At 32.5% G+C, this 24,498-nt stretch carries 21 protein-coding genes; 10 read left to right on the top strand and 11 right to left on the bottom strand.

The window, feature by feature from the left end:
• The first annotated feature begins 20 nt into the window (after positions 1 to 20).
• On the top strand, positions 21 to 749 hold the full coding sequence (locus ACHRV0_RS00930) for an RNA methyltransferase (protein WP_129053208.1): 729 nt from the start codon (positions 21 to 23) through the stop codon (positions 747 to 749).
• A 9-nt stretch (positions 750 to 758) separates the two neighbouring features.
• Here ACHRV0_RS00930 and ACHRV0_RS00925 read toward each other — a convergent pair whose 3' ends face one another.
• The 4 genes from ACHRV0_RS00925 to ACHRV0_RS00910 form a co-directional block, all read right to left on the bottom strand.
• Positions 759 to 1,466 carry a porin family protein gene (locus ACHRV0_RS00925; protein WP_089052554.1) on the bottom strand — a complete coding sequence of 236 codons (708 nt, stop codon included), beginning with the start codon at positions 1,464 to 1,466 and terminating at the stop codon, positions 759 to 761.
• A 1-nt stretch (position 1,467) separates the two neighbouring features.
• Positions 1,468 to 2,199: a bifunctional demethylmenaquinone methyltransferase/2-methoxy-6-polyprenyl-1,4-benzoquinol methylase UbiE gene (gene ubiE, locus ACHRV0_RS00920; RefSeq protein WP_089057440.1), complete on the bottom strand. Its 732-nt coding sequence runs from the start codon at positions 2,197 to 2,199 to the stop codon at positions 1,468 to 1,470.
• Positions 2,200 to 2,772: 573 nt separating this feature from the next.
• Positions 2,773 to 3,255, bottom strand: a complete 483-nt coding sequence (locus ACHRV0_RS00915; RefSeq protein WP_129023075.1) for a dihydrofolate reductase — start codon at positions 3,253 to 3,255, stop codon at positions 2,773 to 2,775.
• 12 nt (positions 3,256 to 3,267) lie between these two features.
• A complete protein-coding gene (locus tag ACHRV0_RS00910; RefSeq protein WP_089052557.1) occupies positions 3,268 to 3,612 on the bottom strand; it encodes a 2TM domain-containing protein in 345 nt (114 codons plus the stop codon).
• Positions 3,613 to 3,852: 240 nt separating this feature from the next.
• Between ACHRV0_RS00910 and ACHRV0_RS00905 the strand changes: the two genes are divergently transcribed.
• Positions 3,853 to 4,149, top strand: a complete 297-nt coding sequence (locus ACHRV0_RS00905; RefSeq protein WP_089052558.1) for an isoamylase early set domain-containing protein — start codon at positions 3,853 to 3,855, stop codon at positions 4,147 to 4,149.
• A 40-nt stretch (positions 4,150 to 4,189) separates the two neighbouring features.
• Here the strand turns inward: ACHRV0_RS00905 and ACHRV0_RS00900 are convergent, their stop codons facing one another.
• The 5 genes from ACHRV0_RS00900 to ACHRV0_RS00880 form a co-directional block, all read right to left on the bottom strand.
• Positions 4,190 to 5,041, bottom strand: a complete 852-nt coding sequence (locus ACHRV0_RS00900; RefSeq protein WP_089052559.1) for a thymidylate synthase — start codon at positions 5,039 to 5,041, stop codon at positions 4,190 to 4,192.
• 118 nt (positions 5,042 to 5,159) lie between these two features.
• Complete coding sequence (locus tag ACHRV0_RS00895; protein WP_129023077.1) at positions 5,160 to 5,783, bottom strand: bifunctional nuclease family protein; 624 nt, start codon at positions 5,781 to 5,783, stop codon at positions 5,160 to 5,162.
• A gap of 165 nt (positions 5,784 to 5,948) precedes the next feature.
• On the bottom strand, positions 5,949 to 6,917 hold the full coding sequence (locus tag ACHRV0_RS00890; protein WP_129023078.1) for an electron transfer flavoprotein subunit alpha/FixB family protein: 969 nt from the start codon (positions 6,915 to 6,917) through the stop codon (positions 5,949 to 5,951).
• Positions 6,918 to 6,984: 67 nt separating this feature from the next.
• On the bottom strand, positions 6,985 to 7,731 hold the full coding sequence (locus tag ACHRV0_RS00885; protein ID WP_089052561.1) for an electron transfer flavoprotein subunit beta/FixA family protein: 747 nt from the start codon (positions 7,729 to 7,731) through the stop codon (positions 6,985 to 6,987).
• A 186-nt stretch (positions 7,732 to 7,917) separates the two neighbouring features.
• Positions 7,918 to 8,604: a GLPGLI family protein gene (locus ACHRV0_RS00880; protein WP_395439621.1), complete on the bottom strand. Its 687-nt coding sequence runs from the start codon at positions 8,602 to 8,604 to the stop codon at positions 7,918 to 7,920.
• 366 nt (positions 8,605 to 8,970) lie between these two features.
• Between ACHRV0_RS00880 and ACHRV0_RS00875 the strand changes: the two genes are divergently transcribed.
• The 5 genes from ACHRV0_RS00875 to ACHRV0_RS00855 all read left to right on the top strand — a co-directional run bounded on the left by ACHRV0_RS00875 (position 8,971) and on the right by ACHRV0_RS00855 (position 16,678).
• Positions 8,971 to 9,948 (top strand): pyruvate dehydrogenase complex E1 component subunit beta, encoded by a 978-nt coding sequence (locus tag ACHRV0_RS00875; RefSeq protein WP_089052563.1) that lies wholly within the window; start codon positions 8,971 to 8,973, stop codon positions 9,946 to 9,948.
• Positions 9,949 to 10,032: 84 nt separating this feature from the next.
• The gene (locus ACHRV0_RS00870; protein WP_395439620.1) at positions 10,033 to 12,534 is read left to right on the top strand and encodes a DUF5686 family protein; all 2,502 of its coding nucleotides are present in this window, start codon (positions 10,033 to 10,035) and stop codon (positions 12,532 to 12,534) included.
• 241 nt (positions 12,535 to 12,775) lie between these two features.
• Entirely contained in the window at positions 12,776 to 13,375 is a 600-nt protein-coding gene (locus tag ACHRV0_RS00865; RefSeq protein ID WP_129023082.1) for a DNA-3-methyladenine glycosylase, read from the top strand.
• Positions 13,376 to 13,486: 111 nt separating this feature from the next.
• The gene (locus ACHRV0_RS00860) at positions 13,487 to 14,017 is read left to right on the top strand and encodes an inorganic diphosphatase (RefSeq protein ID WP_129023083.1); all 531 of its coding nucleotides are present in this window, start codon (positions 13,487 to 13,489) and stop codon (positions 14,015 to 14,017) included.
• A gap of 114 nt (positions 14,018 to 14,131) precedes the next feature.
• A complete protein-coding gene (locus tag ACHRV0_RS00855) occupies positions 14,132 to 16,678 on the top strand; it encodes a sodium-translocating pyrophosphatase (protein WP_395439619.1) in 2,547 nt (848 codons plus the stop codon).
• Positions 16,679 to 16,777: 99 nt separating this feature from the next.
• Here the strand turns inward: ACHRV0_RS00855 and ACHRV0_RS00850 are convergent, their stop codons facing one another.
• A complete protein-coding gene (locus ACHRV0_RS00850) occupies positions 16,778 to 17,392 on the bottom strand; it encodes a deoxynucleoside kinase (RefSeq protein ID WP_089052568.1) in 615 nt (204 codons plus the stop codon).
• A complete protein-coding gene (locus ACHRV0_RS00845; RefSeq protein ID WP_395439618.1) occupies positions 17,392 to 18,207 on the bottom strand; it encodes a hypothetical protein in 816 nt (271 codons plus the stop codon). The genes ACHRV0_RS00850 and ACHRV0_RS00845 overlap by 1 nt, the downstream gene beginning before the upstream one ends.
• Before the next feature lie 232 nt (positions 18,208 to 18,439).
• Between ACHRV0_RS00845 and ACHRV0_RS00840 the strand changes: the two genes are divergently transcribed.
• The 3 genes from ACHRV0_RS00840 (at position 18,440) to ACHRV0_RS00830 (ending at position 24,396) form a co-directional block, all read left to right on the top strand.
• A complete protein-coding gene (locus ACHRV0_RS00840; RefSeq protein WP_395439617.1) occupies positions 18,440 to 19,342 on the top strand; it encodes a GLPGLI family protein in 903 nt (300 codons plus the stop codon).
• A 39-nt stretch (positions 19,343 to 19,381) separates the two neighbouring features.
• Positions 19,382 to 22,069 carry a carboxypeptidase-like regulatory domain-containing protein gene (locus ACHRV0_RS00835; protein WP_129023087.1) on the top strand — a complete coding sequence of 896 codons (2,688 nt, stop codon included), beginning with the start codon at positions 19,382 to 19,384 and terminating at the stop codon, positions 22,067 to 22,069.
• A gap of 92 nt (positions 22,070 to 22,161) precedes the next feature.
• Positions 22,162 to 24,396, top strand: coding sequence for a hypothetical protein (locus ACHRV0_RS00830; protein WP_395439616.1), 2,235 nt, complete (start codon positions 22,162 to 22,164; stop codon positions 24,394 to 24,396).
• Positions 24,397 to 24,498 lie beyond the last annotated feature (102 nt).

The following is a 24,498-nucleotide window of genomic DNA, read 5'->3' as shown; positions in this document are numbered from 1 at the left end:
ATTCAAAAGTACATTATTTTATGGTTACTAAAAACCAAATAAAGCTTATCTCAGGTTTGCATCAAAAAAAGCAGCGTTTTGTAAATCAATTGTTTTTTGCCGAGGGGGTAAAGGTAATTCAAGAATTACTGCAATCCAATTTTGAATTAGAGCATTTATACACCACATTAAATGATTTTCAAGAAGTTCAAACTTCAAAGCGAACTCTTATTAATGATCAAGAACTAAAAAAAATAAGCGCGCTGACAACTCCAAATTCTTGTTTAGCCGTTTTTAAAATGCCTGTTGAAAACGAAATCAATAGTACCGGTTTAATCCTCGCTTTAGATGATATTCGTGATCCAGGAAATTTAGGAACCATTTTGCGTCTTTGCGACTGGTTTGGAATTAAACAAATTGTTTGTTCTAAAGAAACAGTCGATATTTACAATCCAAAAGTTGTGCAGGCTACAATGGGATCTATTACCAGAGTAAATGTAAATTATGTTGATCTCAAAACGTATTTAAGTCAAACAAAACTTCCTGTTTTTGGAACTTTTATGGATGGCGAAACTATTTATAAAAAAAATCTGCCTGAAAATGGAATCATTATTATGGGTAATGAAGCTAATGGAATTTCGGCAGAAATTGAAAAAACGGTTACCACACGATTAACAATTCCTAGGTTTGGAGAGCTGCAAAAAACAGAAAGTTTAAATGTAGCAACAGCAACCGCGATTATTCTTAGTGAGTTTAAACGGAATAGTTAGAAATTTGTTTTAGTGAAAAGTAAAATTTATTAAAAGAGCTCTTGATTTCATAGAATCGATGTTGCTTGTCCAAGGGCTTAACGGATCTTTGTCTTGTACTAATTCGTTTGTAATACCAAACATACCTCTAATAGAAGGAGAGAAAATAAAATACTCAGTAAAGAAGTCTATTCCAAAGCCAAGTTCATAAGCCGCAGTCCATGGTTTTACCCTGAATTTTCCTTCGGCATTGTCATCCGTAGACTTAGAGTTGCTGGATAGGTTTAGAGTTGTAGACATTCCGCCAACTAAATACGGACGGACATTTCCTGTACGTAATGATGAAAACTTCAACAATAAAGGAAAATGAATATAGGTGCTGTTTACCTCTCTCAAATAATCCGTTTTAGAAGTAAAATTAGGGTAGTATAGATCTCGTTTTGTGTAATAGAGACCCGGTTCAAAACGTAAATTAATGTATTCCTGCAATCTTAAATCAGCAACTACACCAACATTAAAACCAGTTGTTTTTTTTACTTGAATATCTTGATTTACTACATTTTTATAATCAAATTTGAAGTCAAAGCTGTTGAAACCCAAATAGTAGCCAAAATAAACACGCTGCTTTTGCCAGTTTTCAAGATTTATAATAGGATCTTTGCTAAACATGCTTTTAGCAAATTGAGAATATCCTTTTGTCGATAAGACTAATAAAAATAAGATTACAATTTTTTTCATACTACTTTTTAGATGCTGAATAAATGGTTGCTACACCAAAAGTCTGAGGCATTGCTACAACATCTATAAACCCAGTTTTTCTTAAAATATTGTTTAATGCTTCTCCATATGGGAAAGCTGCCGCAGATTCAGATAAATAACCGTATGCCGAATTGTCTTTAGAAAACAATTTTCCTATAACTGGCAATATATTTTTGCTGTAAAATTTATATCCTTGTTTGTATGGTGTTTTGTCAGGAACTGAAGTTTCTAAAATTACAAATACACCGTTTGGTTTTAAAACTCGTAAAATTTCAGAAAAACCTTTTTCTAGATTCTCAAAATTACGAACGCCAAAACCAACTGTTATTGCATCAAAATAGTTATCATCAAAAGGAATGTTTTCAGAATCTCCTAATACTAAATCTATAACAGAAGATAGATTTTTTTCTTCTACTTTTTTCTTTCCAACTTCAAGCATTCCTGCCGAAATATCCAAGCCAATAATTTTTTCTGCTTTAGTTTGAGCCATTAAAATGGCTAAGTCGCCAGTTCCTGTAGCAATGTCAAGAATGACTTTTGGTTTAGTATCTGAAACTATTTTTAATACTTTTTTTCGCCATTTGACATCAATACCAAATGAGATTACACGATTTAAATTGTCGTAGTTCCCAGAAATGTTGTCAAACATTTGGGCTACTTGTTCTTTTTTACCTAAAGAAGAATCTTTATATGGGGTTATTTTTTCAGACATTATTTTTATTTACGCAAATATAAACAATCTGCTTTAACTGTAGTTGAGTTTTTTAAAGTGTAAATTAAATGTTTTGAAATGGAGGATAAAAATCACTTTTAATAAAAATTTTTGCCATCACCAAAAGTGGGTATTTTTAAAAAATCACTAAAAGTGGGTATTGTGTGATGTGTATTTTATGTACAACTTTGTTAAAGTAAAAATGATAAAAATTTAATGATTGATTTATCATATTGACTTAATCAAACAGCTGTTTTTTTGCACTGCAGCTAATTTGTTCAAGTAAGTAGTTTTAAAAGTATTGTTCTTGGGGGGATACTATTTTTAAAGTGCGAAATACGTTCTTAGGATTAAATTTGTTTTTGGAAATTTTAATTTTCTGCCTTTAATATCTTAGTGGTATTTGTTATTAAGGGCCTATTGAGATTCGTTCTCAATTAACAGTAAATGTTATTCAGTTATTTCAGATGCACTTTGCATTTGTGATTTTTACAAAAACTATTTCTTGAATTAGTCAAGGCTAACAATCAGTCATTTTTAAAAAACATCCTTCAAAAGAGGATGTTTTTTTATTTATTTTCTAATGTAAGTTTCATAAGTATAATCGTAAAGATGTTTTTCATCTTTAAAATTTTCTTCAGATTCTACTAGTAACCACTCACTTTTATTGATTTTAGGAAAAAATGTATCAGCATCAAATGTGTGATGCACTTTGGTTATTTCGATTATATCCGTATAAGGTAAAGCTAAATTGTAAATTTCGCCGCCCCCAATAATATATGAATCTTCATTTTCAGGGCATAATGCGATAGCTTTTTCTATGCTGTCTACAACTATGCAACCTTCAGGGGCATAATCTTTTTGTCTGGTTATAACAATATGTACTCGGTTGGGTAATGGTTTAGGGAAGCTTTCAAATGTTTTTCTTCCCATTATAATATGATGATTCGTTGTTAGTGATTTAAATCTTTTAAAATCATTTGGCAAGTGCCATACTAAATCATTATTTTTTCCAAGAGCATTGTTTTCGGCTACAGCCGCGATCATAATAATCATAATATGCTAAAACTAAATTTTATTTTCGGTATCCTCATTAATCCTTGATTCTAGTTGACTGATTCTCTTTTGCTGTAAAGCAACTAATCTGTCAATTTGTTCCCTTTCCCATTTTTTGTTCATGAATCGATCTGTAATGTAAACTTTTATAAAGTGCAGTATAAAAATGAAGAACCATAAAGTAATACCCCATAAGCACCAGTTTTGCTCTGTTGAAGCTCCAAAACCAAAAAATCTATTTGCGATGAAAATAAATAAACTTCCCAGTAGAAAAAGTACAAAATGAAAATAAAGGATTTTTTTTTGTCTTATACGTCTTCTTGCATACTCGTATTGTTCGTGCACTTCTTTTTCCATACCGATATAAATGAGATTATAAAGTTAGAATTTATTTTTAAAACACCGTATTTTGACCGCAGAATATTTGTTTGAAAATGAGTTGTAAATAAATATACAAAAAAAATATACTCTTTAAATTGTTGATGCAATTAAAAAAACGGACTGTTTTTGCTATTATCACAAATCGGAAATGGATTGTGAAAAGTTTAGTTGAATTTATGTAATTTTAGTTTCTATAAATCTAAAAACTAAATAGTTATGTCTTTGAAGAAACAATTTATCAAAACAAAACCAGTTGTAAAAGTTACTTTTTCTATAGATGCCAAAGATGCTGATTCGGCAGCGGTTGTTGGAGATTTTAATAACTGGAATCCTGAAGAAGGAACTTTGAGTAAACTAAAGAATGGAACATTTAAAGCTACGTATGACTTGGTAAAAGATGCCATTTATGAATTCAAATATGTAATCGACGGCATTTATATTAATGATCCTGAAGCAGATTCATACAAATGGAATGATTTCGCCGGCAGTGAAAACAGTGTTTTAGTAGTATAAAAAAATCCGCTTAAAATTTTAAGCGGATTTTTTTTTGCTTTTATACAGCAACACTTCCTTTTATGCCCGCATGCGGTTCATAATCAACAAGTGTGAAGTCGTTGTAATCAAAATCGAAAATATTTTTAACAGCAGGATTTAAAATCATTTTTGGAAGCGGTTTTGGCTCACGAGTCAATTGTAATTCCAATTGTTCAAAATGATTGTTGTAAATATGCGCGTCACCAAAAGTATGAATAAAATCGCCTGGTTCTAAATCGCAAACCTGTGCAATCATCATAGTTAATAGTGCATAAGAAGCAATGTTGAAGGGAACGCCTAAAAATATATCAGCGCTGCGTTGATACAATTGACAAGATAATTTTCCTTTTGTCTCTCCTTTTTCTAAATCTGGTGTTGCTACATAAAACTGAAAAAAGGCATGGCAAGGAGGTAATGCTGCCTTATTGTTGGCCACATTTTCTTCAAAAGATTTTTTTGTGTCTGGCAAAACAGATGGATTCCATGCTGATACCAACATTCTACGGCTGTTTGGATTAGTCTTTAATTCCGTAATTAATTCTGAAATCTGATCAATTTCTTCGCTGTTCCAATTGCGCCATTGGTGCCCGTAAACAGGTCCTAAATCTCCATTAGAGTCTGCCCAAGCATCCCATATTTTTACTCCGTTTTCTTGTAAATATTTAATATTCGTATCACCTTTTAAAAACCAAAGCAGTTCATAGATGATCGATTTTAAGTGTAATTTTTTTGTTGTAACCATTGGGAAACCTTCACTTAAATCAAAACGCATTTGGTATCCAAAAACGCTTTTGGTTCCAGTTCCAGTTCGGTCTCCTTTTTGGCATCCGTTTTCTAAAACGTGTTTTACTAAATCTAAGTATTGTTTCATTATTGCTTTAGGCTTTAGGCTTTAAGCTTTAGGCTTTATCCTAAATGCTTAAGCTTGTTTTTTTTATGTTTTGCACTTTAAGCTTAATGCTTAAAGCTTAAGGCTTACAGCCTAAAAATTATCTTTTCGAGATTTCGTCTCTAATTTTTGCAGCTTTTTCATAATCTTCCTGAGAAACCGCCTGATCTAAAAGTTCATTTAGTTCTTGCAGGCTGTGTTTTGCATAAACATCTCCAGATTGATTACTTTCCTCTTCGTGTCCAAAAGTTTCTGGGTTAGAAAGTACGTCGTCAATTTCCTGAGAACCTTGATCTGTATCGGCTGTATTTGATTTTAAATAAATTCCAGCTTTATCCAGTATGTTTTTATAAGTAAAAATTGGAGCATTAAAACGTAATGCTAAAGCGATTGCATCTGATGTTCTAGCGTCGATTATTTCTTCAATTTTGTCTCTTTCGCAGATTAAGCTCGAGTAAAAAACGCCGTCTACTAATTTGTGAATAATGACCTGTTTTACAACGATGTCAAATCTTTCAGCAAAGTTTTTGAATAAATCGTGAGTTAATGGGCGAGGGGGCTTTATCTCTTTTTCTAAGGCAATAGCAATTGACTGGGCTTCAAAAGCGCCAATAACAATAGGTAATTTTCGTTCGCCGTCAACTTCATTCAAAATCAAGGCATACGCGCCATTTTGAGTTTGACTGTATGAAATTCCTTTTATGGATAATTTTACTAGACTCATATATGTTTGTAAAACGGGTACTTAGCACCGCATTTTAATACTTTTTTTGATTGAAAAATAAAGGTGCAATTTTAATCAAAAAATATGGAACAAAAAAGCTGCCTTAAAACAAAGATACGATTATCTTGTTTTTAGGCAGCTATATTTTTAAAGAGAATTCTTGAATTAAGAATGTTGTGCTTTGAAAGCTTTTAATTTCTCTGTTAATTGAGGTACGATTTCAAATGCATCGCCAACAATACCATAATCAGCAACTTTAAAGAAAGGAGCTTCTGGATCGTTATTGATAACTACTTTTACTTTTGATGAGTTGATACCTGCAATGTGCTGAATTGCACCAGAAATTCCTATTGCAATATATAAATTTGTAGCAACTGGTTTTCCTGTTTGTCCAACGTGTTCGCTGTGAGGTCTCCATCCTAAGTCAGAAACTGGTTTAGAACATGCTGTTGCGGCGCCTAAAACTTCAGCTAAATTTTCAACTAATCCCCAGTTTTCTGGACCTTTCAATCCGCGTCCGCCAGAAACTACAATATCAGCATCAGCGATAGAAACTTTTCCGCTTACTTTCTCTACAGATTCTACTTTTACACCAAAATCGTTATCTCCAATTGATGGATTAAAATCTTCGGCAGCTGCACCTCCTGCGCTTTCGAAAATTCCGTAAGAGTTTTTAGCTAAACCAAGAACTTTTACATCTGTATCGATTTGTGTAATATTGAAAGCTTTGTTTGAAAAGGCGTTTCTTTTTACTTGGAAAGGCGAGGTGCTTACCGGTAATCCCACGACATTAGAAGCGAAACCAGCATTTAAAGCGACCGCAACTAATGATGAAAGATAAATACTGTCTGTTGTAGAAGAAAGCAAAACTACTTTTGTCCCTTCTTTTTCAGCAGCTTGTTTGATTACATCGGCGTAAGCCTTAGCAGTAAAACCAGCTAATTTATCGTTGTTTACTTTTAAAACTTTATCAACTCCGTATTTTGCTAATTCGCTTACATCGCTGATGTTTACAGTTAAAGCTGTAACAGTTGTTCCTAAACTTTCGGCTACTTTTTTTGCATAAGAAGCTAATTCGAAAGCTACTTTTTTAAATTTTCCTTCTGCAGATTCTGCGTATATTAATATTGACATAATAATTTTAGATTTTAGATTTTAGAATTCAGATTGAAACTGAATACTTAAAACTGATTACTGAATACTAGATTACTTTCGCCTCGTTGTGTAATAAATTGATTAACTCATCTAGGTTATCTGCAGAAACTAATTTTACTGCTGATTTTGGAGCTGGTTTTTCAAATTTTACTGCTTTTGTGTTTACAGGAGCGTCAACTGGTTCAAGAATAGTTAAAGCTTTAGTTCTTGCTGTCATAATTCCTCTCATGTTAGGAATACGTAAATCTTTTTCTTCAACAAGTCCTTTTTGACCACCAATGATTAAAGGAAGAGTAGTGCCTACAGTTTCTTTTCCACCGTCGATTTCGCGTACAGCTTTTACATTATTTCCGTCAACAGTTACTGCTGTACAAGAGTTTAAGAAGTTGTAACCCAAAATACCAGCGATCATTCCTGGAACCATTCCTCCATTATAATCTAAAGACTCTTTTCCTGCAATTACAAGATCATAACCTCCGTTTTTAATTACTTCTGCTAATTGTTTTGCAACAAAAAATCCGTCTGTTGGGTTTGCATTTACACGAATTGCTTCGTTTGCACCAATTGCCAAAGCTTTACGTAAAGTTGGTTCAGTGTCAGGACCTCCAACATTTACCACTGTTACATTTGCACCTTGTTGCTCTTGAAACCAGATTGCACGAGTCAATCCAAATTCGTCATTAGGGTTAATTACATATTGTACACCATTGGTATCAAATTCAGAGTCACCATTGGAGAAGTTGATTTTTGAAGTAGTATCAGGCACATGGCTGATGCAAACTAGTATTTTCATAAGTATATATTTTGAATTTATAATATGCTTTTACAAATTTAGAATTTAATTTGGAATAATTATACTATGCACGCATAATATTTTTAAAAACTATTACGATTTCGAAGATTGTCAAAATCTATTAATGATTTCTTGTTTTTAATACGGAAAATGAGTTGCTTCAATTATTTTTTTGAAAAATTAGAATTAGTTAACTTGTTTTAAACCTGCTTGGTATTCTTCAAAGCTTAATTCCTTTGCACTGTTATTTGGTATTTCAATTTCGGTATTCTCATTCTTAAAAGCCAGTTCTTTAAAGACCAAAATTGAATTATCGTCAATTTCAAGTTGAATAATAAAACCAGGCAATCCACTGTAAAACATTGGACCATCTTTTATCGGAATTTCTTCGGTATACCAAGCCGTAATATTTTGTTTGGTAATAAATGCGGTATTTTGTGTTGTCGCTTTTTTACATGAAAAACCATTTATAATTTTAGTTTCTGGTAAAAGCTCCCATGTGTATGTTGGAAGTTTTGTTTTTACATTTGAATCAATCCCGTCATTTGTCATAAAAACTTTGTATATTTTGGAGTCAAAATCTTTGTAATTAATTACTTCTGAGGATCGGCGAATAGTACGGCTTGCAAAAACTTTACCTCCCGTATTTTCAATAACAGTGTTATCAGTGGTTGTTTTTTGAATAGTGGTTAGTCTTTGTATCGACTTATTTTTAGAATAAGTATAGCTGAATACTTCAGGTGTTTTAGCTTTTTCTAGAATTCTGCCATCCTTGGTTTTTAGCTGTTGTCTAGTGTAGGTGCCAACTAGGCTCTGAGATTTTGCTTCGATTGAAAAAAATATAATAATAAATAATAATAGATTTATTTTCATGGCTTTGGTGTTAAGATTATCCTTACGAAGTAAAGTATGTTTAAAGAATAAGCCAAGTGAAAAACTCAATTTTAATAAAAGGTTATTACTTAAATTGAAATAATTTTAGATTTCAACCGTTTTGATGAAAGAATTTGATTGAGGAAAATTAACAAAAGACTTAAAGTTTGTCTAAAAAAAGTTTCACATAGTTTAAGTGTTAATTTTACGTGTATTATATCGATTTCGTAAATATCACAATAAAGCTAAAAAAGTTAAAACCTATAGAGAGAAAGAAGTTCATGCGATTTTAAACTTAATTTATGCTTTTAAGTGATTTAAAATATTTATTTTTGCTCTTCAGAAAATTCAACATACAATATAAATATGAGAACAATACAATTTAGAGAGGCCATTTGCGAAGCGATGAGCGAAGAGATGCGTCACGATGAATCCATATATTTAATGGGCGAAGAAGTTGCAGAATACAATGGAGCATACAAAGCTTCAAAAGGAATGCTTGCTGAGTTTGGCGAAAAAAGAGTAATCGATACTCCAATTGCTGAGCTTGGTTTTACAGGAATTGCAGTAGGATCAGCAATGAACGGCTGTCGTCCGATTGTAGAGTATATGACTTTCAACTTCTGTTTAGTAGGTATTGATCAAATTATAAACAACGCTGCGAAGATGCGTCAAATGACAGGTGGACAATTTAATGTGCCTATCGTTTTCCGTGGACCAACAGCTTCTGCAGGTCAATTAGGAGCAACACACTCTCAAGCTTTAGAAAACTGGTTTGCAAATACTCCCGGTCTTAAAGTCGTTGTGCCGTCAACTCCTTATGATGCAAAAGGACTTTTGAAATCTGCAATTCGCGATAATGATCCAGTAATTTTCATGGAATCTGAGCAAATGTATGGTGATAAAGGTGAAGTGCCAGACGGAGAATACACTATTCCATTAGGAGTTGCTGATATTAAACGTGAAGGAACAGATGTAACTATCGTTTCTTTTGGTAAAATCATCAAAGAAGCTTTTATCGCTGCTGATGAATTAGCTAAAGAAGGAATCTCTTGCGAGATTATCGACTTAAGAACAGTTCGTCCTATGGATAAAGATGCAATTCTTAAATCGGTTAAAAAGACAAACCGTTTAGTAGTTCTTGAAGAAGCTTGGCCGTTTGCTAGTATCTCTTCAGAGATTACTTATATCGTTCAAGAGCAAGCTTTCGATTTCCTTGATGCGCCAATTCAGCGTATTACGACAGCAGATACTCCAGCACCTTACTCTCCAGTTTTATTAAAAGATTGGTTGCCAAATGCAGGTGATGTAGTTAAAGCAGTTAAAAAAGTATTGTACAAATAATACACTTATAAAATACACATAAAGCTTCATCAGTCATATTTATTGATGAAGCTTTTTTATTGATGAAGTTTTTTTTGCCAGATTATGAAAAGAATAATTTTACTCAGCCTGTTTTTTGTATTTGCTTTTGTAAATATTGCTGCTGCGCAGACAAAAGTGAGTGGAATTGTTTTAGATAAATCTAATCAGCCGGTTCCGTTTGCAAATGTTGTTTTTAAAGGATCAAATACAGGAATAGTCTCTAATGAAGATGGTCGTTTTTATTTGGAATCTCCAAATACATATACCGCTTTGTTAGTTTCTTCTGCAGGATTTTCAGATCGCGAAGTACCTTTGGAAAAAGCTGTAAATTACGATTTTAAAATTGTTTTGAATGAAGCTGAAGTGCTTAACGAAGTTGTAATTTATACTGGAAAAACATCTAAAAAGAATAATCCCGCATTAGACATTCTTCGAAAAATATGGGAAAGAAAGCGTAAAAACGGACTTTACCAGTTCAATCAATATCAGATGCAGAAGTACGAGAAAGTTGAGTTCGACATGAACACAATCGATAGTGCTTTTATGAAAAATAAACTCTTTAAAGGAATGGAGTTTGTTTTTAATCATATTGATACATCAGATGTTACAGGAAAAACGTATCTGCCAATTTTTATCAACGAATCAGTTTATGATGTTTACGGCGATAATAAAATAAAGAAAGTAAAAGAAAATCTTACCGGAAATAAAATGTCTGGTTTTAATGGTAATCAGCAGATTTTATCATTTGTAAAAGATCTTTATTCAGATTATAATATTTACGATAATCACCTTAAGTTTTTTGATAAAAGTTTTACAAGTCCACTTTCTAAAACAGGAATTGATGTTTATAATTATGTCCTAAAAGACAGTGCTTATATAGACAAAAAATGGTGTTATAACATTGTTTTTTACCCAAGACGTAAAAACGAATTAACTTTTAAAGGAGATTTTTGGGTAAACGATTCTACTTTTGCAATCAAGAAAATTAATATGGGCGTTACTAAAAGCGCCAATATTAACTGGGTAAAAGATATTTATATTGAGCAGGAGTTTGAAGTAGAAAACGATTCGGTTTTTCTTTTAACTCGTGATTATATGATGTCTGATTTTGCTTTAAACAAAAAAGAAAAATCAAAAGGAGTTTACGGAAAACGAACCACTTTATATCGAAACCATAAATTCAATATTCAGAAACCGGAGAAATTTTACAAAGAAGAAGTCAACTTTATAGACAATGCTGTTTATGAGCGACCTCCTGAATTTTGGGAAGAAAATCGTTTTGAGAAACTAAATAAAGATGAAGCAGGGATTTATAAAATGCTTGATACCCTGCAAACCGTCAAGCGATTTAAGCAGTTGTATAGTCTCGTCTCGATTTTAGGAAGTGGTTATGTCGAATTTAAAAATTTCGATTTTGGACCTATTTTTTCTACGTTTGGCTATAATGAAGTCGAAGGTATAAGAATAAGAGCCGGAGGAAGAACTTATTTTGGACCAAATGATCCTTGGCGTCTGCAGGCTTATACAGCTTATGGTTTTGACGATAATAAATTCAAATACGGTGTTTCGGGAAAATGGATGATCGACAAAAAAAATAGAATCATTATTTCTGGAGGAAACAGGCGTGATATTGAACAAATTGGAGCCAGTTTAACCACAACAAATGATATTTTAGGACGAAGTTTTGCGTCATCAGCATTATTTACAACAGGAAGCAACGGAAAATTAACCAATATTAATTTGAGTAATGTTTCCTTTGAAATGGAACCTAAAAAGAATTTTATTGTTCAAGCAGGGTTTTCTTATCGAACATTAGAATCAGCTTCAAAGACTTTTAGTTTAGACTATTACACGACATTACCAAGTGCAGCAAATCCTGCAGGTGTGGTCGAAAGTATGGTAAAACAGTCAGAAGCAAATATTCAGTTTGAATATATGCCAAATCGTAAAACAATTGGGTATGGCGTTGAACGCAGCTTAGTTGACAGTCCTTTTAGTCATTTCTTTGTTAACTTTAGTTATGGTATTAAAGGTGTTTTTGATAGTGATTTTGCTTACGAAAAAATTCAATTATTTTATAAACAACCTATTATTATTGGACCATTAGGAAGATCAAATATTATTCTTGAAACTGGAAAAACATGGGGTACAATTCCGTTAGGATTAATGAGTGTAATTCCTGGAAATCAGACTTATTTTACAATTGAAAATACGTTTAGTAACTTGAATTTCTATGAGTTCATTACTGATCAATATACTACTTTGCAATGGAATCATGATTTTGGAGGAAGGTTATTTGCCAGAGTTCCTTTTATGAGAAAACTAAATTGGAGAGAATTTGTTGGTATAAAAGCAGTACACGGAACCATTTCAGATGCGAATCGCGCTATAAATGCTTCAGGTCAGCCTTATAATGCGCCAGAAAATGTGTATTGGGAATATAATGCAGGAATTGGGAATATTTTCAAAGTATTTAGAATCGATTTCTCTTGGAGAGGAAGTTATTTAAACACTCCAGATGCTAATAAATTTGCAGTAAAAGGATCTTTCGGATTCTATTTTTAATTTTAAAGTTACAAAGGTTCAAAGTTACAAAGTCGCAAAGTTTTAATTCTTTGCGACTTTTTTTTTTGGATGTTTTTCACGTAGATTCTACGGATTTAAGCAGATTTTTTTAAACTAGAAATTTTAAAGTCTGCTTTAATCAGCTTAAATACTTAGAATCTGCGTGAACTAAAACTTTGTGTCTCTGTACCTTTATGAGATTCTTTTTTGTTTAATTTTGAAATGGACTAAAAAACATTTTATGCAAGAAGCCATTGATTTTCTATCGGCTAAAAATCCTGTATTTCTTCAAATTATCGAAAAATATGGATTGCCGCCAATTCCAAAACGTCCGCAAGGTTTTGAAACATTGGTATTGCTTATTCTCGAGCAGCAAGTTTCGATAGATTCGGCGAAAGCCACATTCTTAAAAATCAAAGCCTATACAACGTGTAATCCAGAAACGATGTCGGTTTTATCAGATGAAGAATTTCGGAATCTTGGTGTCAGTCGTCAGAAAACCAAATACATTAAAATTTTAGCAGAAGCCGTTTTAAACAAAGAATTAGATATTGAAAGTTTAGCTCTAAAAACTGCGATTCAAGTTAGAGAAGAACTCATTAAACTAAAAGGAATTGGAAATTGGACTATCGATATTTATTTAATGTTTTGTTTGCAAGAGCCTGATTTAATTCCGCTTGGCGACATTGCAGTAGTTAATACGATTAAAGAATTACTTGATATTCATGATAAACAAGAAATGGAAATTCATGCCCAGCAATGGAGTCCGTACAGATCTTATGCAACATATTTACTGTGGCATTATTACTTAAATAAACGAAATCGTAAGATTACCTATTAACTGCCTGTTTTTTAAAACAAAACTGGGCAGATTAATGCAGTTTTTTATTGTGAAAAAAGGATTCTTTAGTTACTTTTGCAACCGAATTTATAGAAACAATAAAAAACGAAAATGACCGCAGACAAACTAACAACTTTCGATGTATTAATCGAAATACCAAGAGGAAGCAGAAATAAATATGAGTACGATTTTGAAATCAAAAGAATGCGTTTCGACAGAATGTTATTCTCTTCAATGATGTACCCTGCTGATTATGGATTTATTCCTGAAACTTTAGCTCTTGACGGTGACCCTCTTGATGTATTGGTTTTGGTAAACGAACCAACTTTTCCTGGATGTGTTATGGAAGTAAAACCAATTGGTGTTTTCCACATGGCAGACGATAAAGGACCAGACGAAAAAATTATCTGTGTACCAGTTTCAGATCCAATCTGGAATTCTTTAGGAGATCTTTCAGATATTAATCCTCACTTAGTAAAAGAAATCGAGCATTTCTTCCAAGTGTACAAAGATCTTGAAAACAAAAAAGTAGATGTTGAAGGATGGGGAGACGTAAACGAGGCTTATGCAATTATCGCTGAGTGTACAAAACGTTTTGATGATATTGAAAATAAACCAGAGGGATTATTTAGCATTAAATAATTTTAACCCTTTTCTAATATAAAAAAAGCAATACTACCGTCAGGAGTATTGCTTTTTTGTTTAAATTCGTTTTAGTTAGTTTGTTGACTATTAACCAAAAACCATTACTATATTATGAATTCATTTATGATTTACCTGCCAATTGTTATGGCAATTTTAGGATTACTTTTCATGGGAATAAAAAGGGCTTGGGTTTTAAAACAAGATGCGGGCGACGGTAAGATGAAAGAGATTTCAGATTACATTTATGAAGGAGCATTAGCCTTTTTAAAAGCCGAATATAAATTATTAACCATTTTTGTAATTATTGCCAGTATTGCGTTGGCAGGAATTACTTTTATTCCAGGAGTACAAACTCATTTATTAATCGTAATAGCATTTATTTTTGGTGCTTTATTTTCTGCTTATGCTGGAAATATTGGAATGAAAATAGCGACTAAAACAAACGTTAGAACTACTCAGGCAGCACGTACTAGTTTGCCGCAGGCATTAAAAGTTTCTTTTGGCGGTGGAACTGTTATGGGATTAGGAGTTGCAGGTTTGGCGGTTTTAGGTTTAACGACTTTCTTTATATTATTCTTTAATCTTTTCTCTGACGGAGTTTGGAAAGATACTGAAACAATGACTGTTGTTTTAGAGACTTTAGCCGGATTTTCACTTGGTGCTGAATCAATAGCTTTATTTGCAAGAGTTGGAGGCGGAATTTACACTAAAGCTGCCGATGTTGGAGCTGATTTAGTGGGTAAAGTTGAAGCTGGAATTCCAGAAGATGATCCTCGTAATCCTGCTACAATTGCAGATAATGTTGGAGATAATGTTGGAGATGTTGCGGGTATGGGAGCTGATTTATTTGGATCTTATGTAGCAACCGTTTTAGCGGCAATGGTTCTTGGTAATTATGTTATAAAAGATATGGGTGGAAGTATCAATGATGCTTTTGGCGGAATTGGACCAATTTTACTTCCAATGGCAATTGCTGGTTTCGGAATTTTATTTTCGATTATTGGTACAATGTTAGTTAAAATCTCTGATGATAATGCAAAAGAAGCACAAGTACAAAAAGCATTAAATATAGGAAACTGGATTTCTATTGTTTTAACAGCGGTTGCTTGTTTCTTTTTAGTACAACATATGCTTCCAGAAGTAATGACAATGGAATTTTTTGGAGAAGGAGCACAGCAAATATCTTCAATGCGTGTTTTTTATGCCACTTTAGTTGGTTTGATTGTTGGTGGAGCAATTTCATCAGTAACTGAATATTACACAGGATTAGGAACAAAACCTGTTATGGCAATTGTTCAAAAATCATCTACAGGAGCAGGAACAAATGTAATTGCTGGTTTGGCAACTGGAATGATTTCTACTTTCCCAACAGTACTTTTATTTGGTGGAGCAATTTGGATTTCTTATGCTTTAGCAGGATTTTATGGTGTTGCTTTAGCAGCTTCAGCAATGATGGCAACAACAGCAATGCAATTAGCAATTGATGCTTTTGGACCAATTTCAGACAACGCTGGTGGAATTGCAGAAATGAGCGAATTGCCAAAAGAAGTACGTACAAGAACAGATATTTTAGATTCTGTAGGTAATACAACTGCAGCAACAGGAAAAGGTTTTGCAATTGCTTCTGCGGCTTTAACTTCATTAGCTTTATTTGCAGCGTATGTAACTTTTACAGGAATTGACGGAATTAATATTTTTAAGGCGCCAGTTTTAGCCATGTTATTTGTTGGTGGAATGATTCCAGTAGTTTTCTCAGCATTAGCGATGAATTCTGTTGGAAAAGCGGCTATGGATATGGTATACGAAGTGCGTCGTCAGTTTAAAGAAATTCCTGGAATTATGGAAGGAACTGGAAAACCGGAATATGGAAAATGTGTTGAGATTTCTACAAAAGCAGCTTTACGCGAAATGATGCTGCCTGGAATTTTGACAATAGGGTTTCCAATCGCAATTGTACTTTTAGGAAAATTAGTTTATGCAGACAATAATCAGTTAATAGCTGAAATGTTAGGAGGATACATGGCAGGAGTTACTGTATCTGGAGTTCTTTGGGCAGTTTTTCAAAACAATGCAGGAGGAGCTTGGGATAATGCTAAAAAATCTTTTGAAGCCGGAGTTATGATAAACGGCGAAATGACTTATAAAGGTTCTGATGCTCACAAAGCAGCGGTAACTGGAGATACAGTTGGAGATCCGTTTAAAGATACATCTGGACCGTCAATGAACATCTTAATTAAGTTAACTTGTTTAATTGGTTTGGTAATTGCACCAATTTTAGGTGCAGGACACGCTGATGCTGGAATGGCAGGAAAAGGTTCTTGCTGCGCTAAAACAGAAATGCATGCAGGAGCAAATTCTAAATGCGGTGATATGTCTGGAATGACAAAAGAAGAATGCATTGCAATGTGCAAAGAAAAAGGATGTTCTGAAGAAGAAACTGCAAAATGTTTGGCTCATTTTGATCAAAAAGGAAAATATCAAAAAACAGATTGTTTTGATACCAGTAAATATGAAAAAAAATCTGTTCGAGTTGAAATTACAAACGTAAATGGAAAAACTAAAGGAACTGTAACAAAAACCGAAAATGGTAAAACAACCACAGAAGTTTATGAAGGAACCGAAGAAGAAGTTCAAGCAAAAATTGATGCTGCGAAATAAAGAGTATTAACAACTTAATCAAAGTTTCTAAAACAAAAATGCCTCTAAAATTATTAGAGGCATTTTTTTATTTCGTGTAAAATCGGTGCAATTCGTGTTCTAAAACAATCCGTTCAATTCAGCATCAATTCTATTGATAATATTTCCTAAATCTTCTGGATTATCAACGAAATTGATATTATCAACATCAATAATTAATAATTTTCCTTTAGTATAAGTCTGAATCCACGCTTCATATCTTTCGTTCAAACGGCTTAAATAATCAATAGAAATTGAGTTTTCGTATTCACGTCCGCGTTTATGAATCTGTCCAACTAAATTAGGGATAGAACTTCTTAAATAAATTAATAAATCTGGTGCTTTTACCAAAGATTCCATTAATTCAAACAAAGACGTATAGTTTTCAAAATCACGACTGGTCATTAATCCCATCGAATATAAATTGGGAGCAAAAATATAAGCGTCTTCATAAATCGTTCTGTCTTGAATGATTTTTTTTCCGCTTTCTCTAATTTGCTGTACCTGACGGAAACGACTGTTCAAGAAATATATTTGTAAATTAAATGACCAACGTTCCATTTGATGGTAAAAATCATCTAAATACGGATTATCAACAACATCTTCATAATGAGGTTCCCATTTAAAGTGCTTGGCTAATAATTTAGTCAGAGTAGTTTTTCCTGCGCCTATATTTCCTGCTATTGCTATGTGCATTACGGTGTTACGATTTTATAATTTGCAATTTCTTTAGCTGTAAAAATAGATAAAATTTGGTCTTTGTAATAGAATTTATTAAACGTTTTTTCTAAAATTTCAATTTCAAAATCTTGAATGGTATTTACTTTGCTAATGTCTCTAAAATACAATGAACTAGCTTTGCTGTAAATGTATTTTTTAGGACTGATTATTTCGATTTTATCAAAGTCAGGAACATTTCCTAAACTTGAAATTTTTCCGAAAATATCGCATGAAAACCAGCTGTTTTTTTTATCAATCCAGTAAAAAGTATTAAAATCAGTTTGGTAATACTTTATGCTTTCAGTCAGCGGAATTGAAACTGTTTTGTATTCATTTTTCAAATAATCAAAAAGACCTATCTGCTGATTTAAAGTGTTGAAAATCCAAAGCTGATTTTGGGTAGACATTCCTATTGCGCCAGCTATTATTGGAATTGAATTTTGAGAAAAATTAATTTCCGTCATTTTATTCAATTGATTGTCTAATAAAACAACGCTATTAAAGTCTTCGTAGTATAAAACCATTTTAAGTGGATTTTGAATATCAACTTTGCTGATGTTTCCCAAAGACACATTTTTATATTCAAAGATTTCACTGCCTTTTACTTTTCTAAAAACATTGTTCTTTATATCATAGCCATACCCAAAAGAATCAAAGCCAATAAAGTCATCAACATCAGCCTCAAATTTAGAAACAACATCGGGTTTTATTTTTTGGATTTGCCCAAAAAAAGTCGAAAACGAGCACGAAATAAAAAGCAGTAAAAAAATAAGACGATGTATTTTGCTCATAAAAGATTGGGTTTCGAAATGCCAAAGTACAAAAACCACGTCAAAGAATCTCTTAAAATTAGAGTTTTAGTTGTTTTAAAGTTTATATCTTTCTAAATTCTAATAGTCTTACAAAAACTTAATTTTGTCGATGACATTCTAAGATTGATATATTTAATTTTCAGTATTTTAAAATTAATAATACATTTGAGTGTAAGTTTTGAAAAGCTTACCGAATTACAAAAAGAAAGAAATGAAAAAAGGATTTTACTTGCTTTTGATTCTTGTTTTTAGTCAAGTACAAGCACAAAAAGATTTTCAAGGATTAGCGGTTTACGAATCTAAAACTCAAGCGCCTAAATTTGAAGGTGTGAGAACCGGAAATCGCGATATAACACCAGAAATGCAAAAAAGTATGGAAGAGCGTCTGAAAAAAATGCTCGAGAAAACATTTATTTTAAATTTTGACAAATCGGCATCCATTTATAAAGAAGAAGAAAAACTCGAAACTCCCGGACAGCAAGGCGGCGGAATGCGAGTTATGATGAATTCGTTTTTGGGCGGCGGCGGCACTTTTTATAAAGATGTTAAAACAAAATCGTACACGGTTGATAAGGAATTTATGGGAAAAGAATTTCTAGTTGTAGATTCCCTTCCAAAATTAGAATGGAAACTAGAGCAGGAAACCAAGCAAATTGGAGGTTACAACTGTTTTAAAGCAACAGCGGTTAAAGAAGCCAGTAAAACTGATTTTAGAAACTTCAGACCTAAAAACAATGATGATAAAAAGGAAGAGGTAAAAAAGACGTCAGGAGAAACTAAAACAAATTTTGAAGATAATTTTGAAATTCCTAAACAAATCGTAGTTACGGCTTGGTATACACCAGAAATTCCAGTTAATCAAGGGCCAGAAAATTATTGGGGACTTCCGGGTTTGATTCTAGAAGTAAATGATGGCAAAACTAACATTTTATGTTCCAAAATAGTGTTGAATTCTAAAGATAAAGTCGAGATAAAACCCTCAAAAAAAGGAAAAGTTATTTCTCAAAAAGAGTACGACGCAACAGTGATTAAAAAAATGGAAGAATTTAGAGAAATGAATCGCGGACGCGAAGGTGGTCCAGGTGGAGGAAATACAATAATGATCAGGCGATAAAACGCTAACTCTAAAATATTTATCCTAATTATTTTCTTGATGAACAAGACGCTTTTTTTATTCGCCTTATTTTTTACTTCTATATCCTTTTCTCAGAGTGTTCGTTTTGATGGAGTTATTCAGGACGAACAAAAAAATCCGTTGGAAATGGCCAATATTATGGCAGTTAACAACGGAACAAAAGCAATGGATTCTTATGGGATTACTAATGATAAAGGGAAGTTTCAGCTTACTTTAAAATCGAATACCTCTTATACAATCAAAGTAAGTTATCTTGGAATGAAATCTAAGGAAATTGCCGTTTCGGCCAAAACTGAAAATATCAGCCAGAATATTGTTTTAGATGGAGCAGGAATTGAATTGGAAGGAGTAGAAATTGTGCGTGAAATGCCAGTTTCTATAAAAGGAGATACCATTGTTTATAATGCCGATTCGTTTAAATCTGGAACAGAAAAGAAACTTGAGGATGTTTTGAAGAAACTACCGGGAGTGGAAGTAAACGCCGATGGAGAAATTGAAGTTGAAGGAAAAAAAGTGAGTAAATTGATGGTTGAAGGCAAAGACTTTTTTGACGGTGATACCAAATTAGGTGTTAAAAATATTCCAGCAGATGCCATTGATAAAGTACAGGTTCTTAGAAATTATAACGAAGTAAGTGCTTTAAAAGGCTTAGAAAACGATCAAGATAATGTAGCGATGAATATCAAACTAAAAGAAGGAAAGAAAAACTTTTGGTTTGGAGATGTTACCGCAGGAATTGGAGTTGCAGAACTAGACAGTCGATATATTATTAACCCAAAATTGTTTTATTACAGTCCAAAATACAGCATTAATTTAATCACCAATTTTAATAATATTGGAGAGCTGCCGCTTACCGCACAAGATTATTTTAAGTTTACCGGCGGTTTTAAAAATATGATGAAAAAGGGAGGGAGTTCTTTTAATGTTTCTTCAAATGATTTAGGAATTTCTATTTTAAGAAATAATCGCGCCAAAGAAATTGAAACCAAATTTGGAGCAACAAACTTCGCTTATTCCGTTTCAAAAGCATGGAATATTAGCGGTTTTGGAATTCTATCAACTTCAAAAACAGATCTTGAAACCAAATCACAGACTACAATTCTTGATTCTGGAGATCAGCAAAAACGAGATGAATTAACGCATCAAAAGAATAATTTGGGACTTTTTAAATTAAGTTCAACCTATAAACCAAATGATAAATTTCAGTTTGATTATGATATTTTAACCAAATTATCAAAACAAAATGAAGATACAGATTTGCTACGCGAATCAATTGTAAATAATGCCTCAACAGTTGAAACTATTTTGACAGGCAAAAAACAAGATCCGACCTCAATAAATCAAAATTTGAGTTTGTATTATACACAAAGTACCAAGAATATATTTGCTTTTGAAATGCAGCATTTATATCAAGATGAAAACCCGTTTTATAACGCCAATTTGCGCACGCAGCCATTTGATTTGTCAGGCTATATTTCTGGTCAAAAAAGGAATGATCTCAATCAAAACCGATTTGTAAAGACTAATAAACTAGATGCTAAGTTGGATTATTATTATATGGTAACACCAAAAAGCAACATCAATATAACTTTAGGAAATACCTATTCGTATCAGGATTTTAATTCTCATATTTTTCAGATGTTAGATAACGGAGATAAAAATGATTTGAATGATGCGGCCAATAATAATGATGTAAATTATAATTTTAATGATGTCTTTCTAGGTTTTCATTATAAAATCCTAACAGGAAAATTTACTTTGACTCCTGGAGTAAGCGTACATTCATACCAAATGACAAATACGCAGTTAGGTACAAACTACTCGCAAAATTTTGTAAAAGTACTGCCTGATTTCTTCGCTTTATATCAAATCAAAAAATCAGAAACGCTGACCTATAATTTCTCTTTAACCAATGATTTTACAGATATTAATCAGTTAGCTGCGGGTTATGTTTTGTCTGATTACAGCAGTTTATTTCGCGGTAATAGATTTCTGGAAAATGCGACTTCTCAAGTACATTCGCTTCGTTACTTTAAATACAATATGTTTAATTTTGAGAATATTTTTGCCAATGCATCTTACACTAAAAAAGTAGATGCTATAAAAACCAAAGCCGATTTTGAAGGAATTAATCAATCATCAACACCATACAATTCAAATTTAGCCGATGAAACTTTTAGCGGAATGGGAACTTACGGACGTTCTTTCTTGAAAAATTATAAAGCGTCGGCAACTGCAAGTTTAAACTGGTCGAAATTCAACAATATTCAAAATGATAAACTGGCAACGACAGAAAGTTTTGTGCAGAGCTACACATTAAAGGCATCGACAAATTATAAAAACTTCCCCAATATTGAATTTGGATACAATGCGTTAATCAACAAATACAGCGGTTCTACTTATTATACAGATAAGCCATTTGCCCGACTAGATTATTACTTTTTAAAAAGTTTTTCGTTTGTTTCAGAATATGAATTCTACCATTATTATAACGGAAATAAAACCGTAGATAACGAATATGATTTCTTGAGCGCCAGTTTAATTTACCAAAAAAAGAACAGTAAATGGGAATACAAAGTTTCTGCAACAAACTTATTAAATACAAAATATCTTAACGACGACAGCTTCTCGCAGTTCTCTACAAGGGTTTCTCAATATACCGTTCAGCCGCGATATATCATATTCTCAATGAAATACAATTTATAGTATTTTAGTTACATTATTTTAGATTTAAGTGTTCCGATTCAGACAATAAAGAAATACCTTTGCGCAACAAAATTAACCACAAAATTTTAGTCATGCGCAATCTTATTTGGAGTTTAATGCTCTTGTTTAGCGGAATGTCTGCATTCTCCCAGACAAAAACAATTGAAAAAGGATCATATCTATCTACAGATAAAGGTCAAAAAATCAAGCTTAATTTATTAGATAATAATAAATATGAGTTGATTCTATATTCTGGTGATTATGAAATCAAAGGAGATTCATTACTTTTTGTACAAAATGGAAAAGATAAAAATATTTTTGATCTTTCTTTTGTAAACAATAGTAAAGCAAAAAAGATCAAAGTAAAATTTATAGATCCAGCCTATTATCCTTTTTATATTGGAACTCAAAAGGGATCAGATTCAGTTCAATATCAAAGTTTGATAGATATAAAAACCAAGTTAGACCCTAATTGGATCAAAGCCGATTTAGAGTTTGAAATTGACAAAGCCGATTTTTTGTATTTAGTGTATGAAGGCTACGAAGGAAGTTCTAGTGTTTATAAATATGCTTTACCAAAAGAAGTTTCAGAAATAACAATTAAGTATGAATTGCCAGTTTTAGGCGATTTAAAGCTGTCTGGTTTTTTTGATCAAAAGATTGGCGGGTTGAAAATTTCTGAGAAAGCAGGAAAAAATCCGTTGACATTTTTTAATGAAAAAAATGCTCAGCCAGAGAAATCTCAAAAAGTTATTCCGCTCGAAAGTAAAACTGTTTCAAACTGGACTTATCCAGGAAAAGAAGAAGCTTTAGCAGCATCAGCTGCAGCAGACAGCGTTGCAGAACCTCTTTCCCTTGATAGTATTGCAGCGGTAAGCCAAGTAGATTTTAAGCTTAAGATAGAAAATAATCTAAAAAATGCACTTGCCGCAACCAAACAAGTCAAAGATAAATTTTTAGTAGTTGTAGTGAATGGCAAAGATTCTGCAAAAACTGATTTTGATTTCTTTATAAAAGGTCAGGAAACACAGATTGGATATAATATGTATACCGAATACAATCCTCAATATGATGTGTACAATTTTTATTTGGCAGGAGCCGAAGATAAAAAATGGCTGAAAAACAATAAAATTGCAAACGATCCTGCTATAATAGTTTTGAATGGTGATGGAGAAGTATTAGCAGAAGCAAAATCAGATTTAGCAGGCAAGGAATATCAATTTGGATATTACAGTGATTTCTACCGTCAGCTAAAACGTGCAGATGCTTTTTTAGTTTTTGATAAAGCAATAAAAAATAAAAAAGCAACAGATGCAGATTTGATAAACGCTTTTAATAAAGTTTCAGCTTTAGAAGTTTCATACGATTATGATACTAATGATGTAACAGATCCTAATTCAACAGATTTTGTAGTAACGAAAGCAGTCCAAGATAAAAAAGGAATCGAAAAGATTTGGAAAAAACTTATTGAAACACATCAAAAAGATACCAAACCAAATATGCTTTTGGTAGAAGCGATTTTAAAAGAAATCAAAGATCAAGGATTTACTAAACAGCTGTTCAAGGAAGAAAAAATTCTTAATGACACTGATTTCTTAGCAATAGATTATTTGATAAAACACTATGATGCTATTGAAAAAATAAACAAAGAGGTTGAAAAAAGTACAGTCGAATCGGCTGACGGAGTGAAAATAGGAAACCTAAGCGCCGAAATTTCATTTGCTTTACAGCAAGATACTTATGCGGCACAAGATGAAACCGAAGGGAAGACAAGTCAAGATAAAGCTATTGCCGTATACAAAAAGTTAATTGCAGCAGGAAAAGGCGGTTTCGACTGCTACAAAAATTATTTAAACTATCTAAGTCAAGAGGCAGAAAAGAATGGTAATGATGCTGCTCTTTTAAAAGAATTCAGCGCTTATTTTGAGACTTATTTGTCAACAGAAAAAGGAAATGCAATTCAGCGCTTAGACGATTTATTTGCAACAATCGATTATAATTCTGATTATTCGTATAACGGATGGAATTCATTCAAAGAATATAATTCAAACCTTTGCAACTCGGCAGCGTGGGCAGTTGTTTTAAAACCTGAGAATGCTGATTATATAAAATCAGCAATCAATTGGTCAGAATATAGTTTGGTTGTAACCAAGAATAATCCCTACTATTTAGACACTTTAGCACAATTATATTATAAAGACGGGCAGAAACAAAAAGCAATTGAAACGCAAACATTGGCTGTGAAATATTTGAATCCTCAGGTTGAAGCAGAAACGGCTGCAGAAATTAAAGAGACATTAACTAAAATGCAAAACGGAACGTATTAAAATCAATAGTTGATAAAAATGAAATGGCTGTCTATATTGACAGCCATTTTTGTTTATTAATCGTTGCTATTTGCTGTTTTTGATGTAAAAAATCGAAAAAAT

The organism is Flavobacterium sp. FlaQc-30, assembly GCF_044005885.1.
GTDB lineage: Bacteria > Bacteroidota > Bacteroidia > Flavobacteriales > Flavobacteriaceae > Flavobacterium.
Note: the sequence above shows the minus strand (reverse complement) of the source record. Positions and strands in the feature narration are given on the sequence as shown.